The organism is Actinomadura geliboluensis (assembly GCF_005889745.1).
GTDB classification, from domain to species: Bacteria; Actinomycetota; Actinomycetes; order Streptosporangiales; family Streptosporangiaceae; genus Spirillospora; species Spirillospora geliboluensis.
This window is the reverse complement of the sequence record NZ_VCKZ01000521.1, coordinates 1-5807: the sequence shown is the minus strand read 5'-3', so window position 1 is coordinate 5807 and position 5807 is coordinate 1. Positions and strand designations below refer to the sequence as shown.

Annotated in this window: 5 protein-coding genes; all 5 read left to right on the top strand. The window is 72.7% G+C overall.

What is annotated here, in order from left to right; genetic code table 11:
- On the top strand, window positions 1–1880 hold a 1880-nt coding region (locus tag ETD96_RS40260; protein ID WP_138641741.1), incomplete at its 5' end, for a helix-turn-helix transcriptional regulator.
- A 54-nt stretch (window positions 1881–1934) separates the two neighbouring features.
- On the top strand, window positions 1935–2468 hold the full coding sequence (locus ETD96_RS40255; protein WP_138641740.1) for a polysaccharide deacetylase family protein: 534 nt from the start codon (window positions 1935–1937) through the stop codon (window positions 2466–2468).
- 273 nt (window positions 2469–2741) lie between these two features.
- A complete protein-coding gene (locus ETD96_RS40250) occupies window positions 2742–3980 on the top strand; it encodes an ABC transporter substrate-binding protein (protein WP_138641739.1) in 1239 nt (412 codons plus the stop codon).
- Window positions 3981–3987: 7 nt separating this feature from the next.
- Window positions 3988–4863 carry a branched-chain amino acid ABC transporter permease gene (locus ETD96_RS40245; protein ID WP_138641738.1) on the top strand — a complete coding sequence of 292 codons (876 nt, stop codon included), beginning with the start codon at window positions 3988–3990 and terminating at the stop codon, window positions 4861–4863.
- Window positions 4856–5807: branched-chain amino acid ABC transporter permease (locus ETD96_RS40240; RefSeq protein ID WP_138641737.1), on the top strand; the 952-nt coding region annotated here is incomplete at its 3' end. The genes ETD96_RS40245 and ETD96_RS40240, both read left to right, overlap by 8 nt.

The window sequence follows — 5807 nt, the reverse complement described above, 5'->3', positions numbered from 1 at the left end:
ACGGGTGGGGGGAGCGTCGGATGTGTATAGGAGACGGGGCGGAGGCCGAGGAGCTGCTGGAGATCGGGACGTGGCTGCGGTTCCGGCATCCGCTGGTGCGGTCGGCGGTGTACTCGGCCGCGTCGCCGCCGCAGCGGCGGGCGGCGCACGGCGCGCTGGCCGAGGCGACCGACCCGGCGTCCGATCCCGAGCGGCGGGCCTGGCATCGCGCGCACGCGGCGCTGGAGGCCGACGAGTCGGTGGCCGGTGAGCTGGAGCGGCTGGCCGACCGGGCCCAGGTCCGCGGGGGTATCGCGGCGGCGGCGGCGTTCCTGCGGCGCGCGACCGAGCTGACCCCCGACCCGGCCCGGCGCACCGCGAGGGCTTTGGCGGCGGCGCAGGCCGCGTTCGACTCCGGCGCCCCCGACATGGCGCTGGAGTTGCTGGTGTCGGCGGAGCGGGGCCCGCTGACCGAGTTGCAGAGCGGGCGGATGGCCTGGCTGCGCGCCCAGATCATCTTCGCGCGCAAGCGCGGGGGTGAGGCGCTGCAGCCGTTGCTGGAGGCGGCCGGGCGGCTGGCCCGCGTCGATGCCGGGCAGGCCCGCGAAGCGTACATCGACGCGATGGGGTCGGCGATCTTCGCCGGGAGGCTCGGCCGGCCCGGCCTCCTGCGGACCGTGGCCGACGCCGCCCGCACCGCACCCCAAGGACCACAACCGGCCCGCCCAGTCGACGCCCTGCTCGACGCGCTGGCGACACGCTTCTGCGACGGCTTCGCCCAAGGAGCACCGCAGCTGAAGAACGTCCTGCAGATGTTCCGGCAACAAGCCCGCAGCGACCCCGACGACAACATGCGCTGGCTCTGGCTGAGCTACCTGGTCGCCGCGGACATGTGGGACGACACCACCCTCCACGACCTGGCCGAGCACGCGGTCCGAGCCGCGCGTGAGATGGGAGCGCTCCACTTCCTCCCCCAAGCCCTCACCTACCGCGCCGCCGTCCACGTTTACGCAGGTCAGTTCGATGCGGCGGCCACGTTGGTGGAGGAGTCCGACGCGATCCTGAAGGTGACCGGCAACTCCTACTTCGGCTTCGCCATCACCCTGCTCCGCGCGTGGCGCGGAGCGGACGATGCGCCGGCGCAGATGGACGCCGCCGCCGAATCGGCGAGCACCTGGGGCGAGGGCCGAGCGGTCAGCCAGAGCCTCTACATGGGCGCCTTGGTTCACAACGCCCTTGGCCGCTACCAGGAGGCCCTGGACTATGCGGAACGTGCGTGCAGGCATGACGATCTCGGGGCCACCGGGTTCGCCCTCATCGAACTGATCGAGGCGGCCGCCTACAGCAAGGCCCCGGAAGCGGCCGCGACCGCGCTGCGGCAGCTCATGGAACGCACCACCGCCAGCGGCACCGACTTGGCCCTCGGCATGCTCGCCCGCTCGAAGGCGCTGCTCTCCGACGGCGAGGACGCCGACCTGCTGTACCAGGAGGCCATCGAACACCTCCAGCGCAGCCGCGCCGCCGTCTACCTCGCCCGCACCCACTTGGTGTACGGCGAGTGGCTGCGCCGTGAGAAACGCCGCACCGACGCGCGCGAGCACCTGCGCACCGCCTACGAGATGTTCCAGGAATTCGGCGCCACGGCCTTTGCGAGCCGCGCCCAACGCGAACTGCAGGCCACCGGCGAGACCGTCCGCAAACGCACCATCGCCTCCGCCGGCGGCAACCTCACCCCTCAAGAAGGGCAGATCGCCCGCCTGGCCCGGACGGGCCTGTCGAACCCGGAGATCGGCGCCCAGCTCTTCCTCAGCCCCCGCACCGTCGAATACCACCTGAGCAAGGTCTTCACCAAGCTCGCCATCACCTCCCGCCAGCAGCTCGCGGAGGCGCTGCCCGACTAGGGCGACGACCGCGCGTGAGACCCCCGCAGTCCCCAACGAACCGGAGAGGCTCACATGACCGAACAGCAGCCCTGGCAGTGGGACGAGCAGACCTGGCGCGGCCACGTGGCGCGGGTCCGCGCCGGCCGCTCCCTGCACCCGGCGTCCTGGCCGGGCGGCGCCCGTGTCGCGGTCGCGCTCTCCTCTGACTGCGACCACGAGACGAGCTTCCTGCGCGTCGGCGAGACCGGGCCGGGTCCCCTGGCGCAGGGGGAGTACGGCTCCCGCGTCGGCGCCCGCCGGGTGCTCCGCCTGCTGGAGCGCTTCGGCATCCCGGCCTCGTTCTTCATGCCGGCGGTCTCGGGCCTGCTGCACCCGGAGGAGGCCCGCGACTACGTCGCCGCCGGCCACGAGATCGGCATGCACGGCTGGATCCACGAGAGCAACACGACGCTGGCCCCGGCCATCACCTGCGAGCTGGCCCTTCGCTACGACTCCTCCCTCATGGCCGACGACGAACCGTACGAGCTGCTCGCCGGCGGCGAGCCGACCGGCGTCGTGGAGATCCCGGTCGACTGGATCAGGGACGACGAGAACCAGGCTTCATAACCTACGGATCACCGCCCGGCGGCCCGGATCGACGCACCCCACCGCTCGATCCGGGCCGCCCTTTTCCCGCTCGTCGCGCCCTCGGCCCATGACGATGCGGAGCGCCGTCCGGCGGCATGGAAGCCGCCGTCGCCGCATCGCGGCGAAGCAACGCGAATCTCTCGGACACCAGACCGCCGCAGGGTGCGGCGGGGACCGGCGCTGCCAGACCTCCCTTGACGTGGATCGGGGTGAAGTATACAAACGTTCATACACCACATCGAGGAGGCGGCCTTGGTCACTTACCGGACGGACGGGATGTCCCGGCGCGGGTTCCTGGCGGGCGCCGCGTCCGCCACCGCGCTCGGCGTGCTCGGCCTGGGAACGGCGGCGTGCGGCGGTTCGGGCGGCGGCGGGACGAAGGCCGCCCGGATCGGGTGGGTGGAGCCGAAGACCGGCCGGCTCGCCGCCGCCTACAAGCCGATCTACGTCGGCGCGCGGCTCGCCCTGGAGGACATCAAGGCGGCCGGCGGGCTGCTCGGCGAGGCCGTCCAGGTCACCGAGCACGACGACAAGGGGAGCCCGGCCAGCCAGCCCGCGGTGGCGCAGCGGCTGATCCGGGACAAGCCCACCTTCGTCGTCGGCCCCACCGGCAGCTCGCAGGTGCTGGCGTCGGTGACGGCGCTCGCCCGCGCCGAGCTGATCCAGTCGGCGTGGGGCGGGGCCGAGCTGCTCGGCGACGGCGACCGCTTCCCGCACCACTACCAGCTCGTCTACAACACCACCCAGCAGGCCAGGGTCGCCGCGCGCTTCCTCCACGAGGTCCGGGGACTGCGCAAGATCGGCATCATCGTGGAGAACTCGGAGTTCGGCACCTCGATCAGGGACGCCGTCGTGGCGACCCTGCGGGACGCCTACTCCACCAAGCCGGTGGCCGTCGAGGTGTTCGAGGTGGACGCCTCCGACATGACGCCGTTCGTCCGCAACCTGGAACGCGCCGGCGTGGACGGGCTGGGCCTGTTCACCGGCCAGCCGCAGGCGACGGTCCTCATCCTGCGCGCGATGGCGGCGAGCGGCTTCCAGCCGGTGATCGTGTCGCACGACCTCAACTACATCGACGCGCTCGGAGAGTTCCCGCGTCCGCTGCTCGACGGGTTCTTCGGCACCACCTACCGGGGGCTCACCTACACCGGCCAGGAGAAGCCGTCCGCGGAGGTGACCAAGCTGGTCGAGCGCATCAACAAGCACCCGGACACCGCCGGCCTCGGCTACTCGGCGGTGACGAGTCCCTACTACGACTACATGATGCTGATGGCCAAGGTCGTCGAGGACACCAAGAGCACCGACCCGGCCAAGCTGAAGGCCGCCCTCGACAAGGTGAGCGGCTACCAGGGCATCCGCGCGAAGGTCTCCTTCACCGCGAAGCGGCACTCCGGCATCGCCGACGAGGACATCACCATCGGCACCCTGATGTCGGCGAAGGACCCGGAGAGCCTCGGCGGGGTCCTGCGGCGCCGCGCGGACGGGGTGTGACCGCTCCATGATCGCCGACATCCTGGTCGCCGGGCTGGTCTTCGGCAGCCTGTACGGCCTCGTCGCGATGGGCTTCAACGTGCTGCACCGGCCGACGAACGTGGTGAACTTCGCGCAGGGCGAGCTCATCATGATCGGCGCGATGCTGATGGCCGCCACCCCGATCGGCCGGCTCCCCTGGGGGATCGCCGTGCTGTGCGTCATGGCCGTCGTCGGGGTCGTGACGCTGGCCGAGGAGCGGGTGGCCGTCACCCCGGTGCTGCGCAGGTCGTCCCACGCCGCCGGCTGGGTCATCACCACGCTGGCGTTCTCGCTGCTGATCGCGGAGGCCGCCGGACGGCTCTGGACGGACCAGCCGAGCACCGTCGCGCCGCCGTGGCCGCTGTCCCTGGACGTCAACCACGTGGCGGGGTTCCGGTTCTCCAGCTACCAGGTCGCGGTGGTGGCGGTCGCCGTCGCCGTGGTGCTGCTGCTCGGCCTGCTGGACCGGTCCCGGCTCGGCACCGCGCTGCGCGCGGTGGCCGCCGACCGCGACGGCGCCCGGCTGCGCGGCATCGACCCGCGGGCGCTGACCCGGCGCTCGTTCCTGCTCGGCGGCGCGCTGGCGGGGCTCACCGGCGTGCTGGCGGCGCCGCTGCTGCTCGCCTCGGTGACGATGGGCCTCGGCCTGCTGATCAAGGGGTTCGCCGCCCTGGCGGTCGGCGGCATCGGCGACAACCGCGGCGTGCTGGTGGCCGGCTGGGTGCTCGGCACCGTCGAGGCCGCCGGCGCCGCCTACGCCTCGCCCGGCTCGCAGTCGGTCGTGCTGCTCGCGGCGATGCTGCTCATCCTGCTCGTCCGGCCGAACGGCCTGCGCGGTCTGGCGGTGCAGCGCCATGTCTGAGGCCATCCGGAACCGGCCGGGCGCCGTGCGCCGTGCCGCGCCCTGGCTCGTCCTCCTGGCGGCGGCGGCCGTGCTGCCGCCCGCGACCGGCGACCCCACGATCACCTACCTCGCCACCACCGCCGCGATCTACGTGGTGGTCGGGACGGGCCTGAACATCATGTTCGGCTACACCGGCCAGGTCTCGCTCGGCCAGGGCGCGCTGGTCGCCGTCGGCGCGTACACGACCGGCGTCCTCATGGCCGACCACGGCTGGACGTTCTGGACGGCGGCGCCCACGGCGGTGCTGGTCACCACGGTCGCCGGGACGCTGATGGCGCTCCCCGCGTTCCGCCTGTCGTCCTGGTACATCGCGCTGGTGACGCTCGGCGCGGCGATGGCGGCGCGCAGCCTGCTCGTCGAGTTCGAGGGGCTGACCGGGGGCTGGTCCGGGCTCGTCGGCATCCCGCGGCCCGCGATCGGGTCGTGGGAGCTGGCGGAGCGGGACGTCCTGTGGCTGGTCATCGCCGTGAACGCCGTACTGTTCGTCATGGTCCGCAACATCGTCGACTCCCGTCTCGGACGGGGCATGATGGCCGTCCGGGACGCGCCGGAGATGGCGCGGAGCGTCGGTGTCGGCCCCGCGCGGGCGAAGCTGTTCGCGTTCGCCTGCGGCGGCGCCACCGCCGGGCTGGGCGGGGCGCTGCTGGCCGTCCACCACGGGCTCGTCACGCCGGACGACTTCACGCTCGACTTCTCGATCCTGTTCCTGCTGGTCGTCATCATCGGCGGCGCGGCGCGCCTGGCGGGCCCGATCATCGGCACGCTGCTGTTCTTCGCGCTCCCGGAGCTGCTGACCGGCCTGGCGGAGTGGCGCGGCCTCATCTACGGCGCGGCGCTGCTCGCGCTGATGGTGTACGCGCCGCAGGGCATCGCGGGCGCGTGGGACAAGCTGCTGTCGCGGT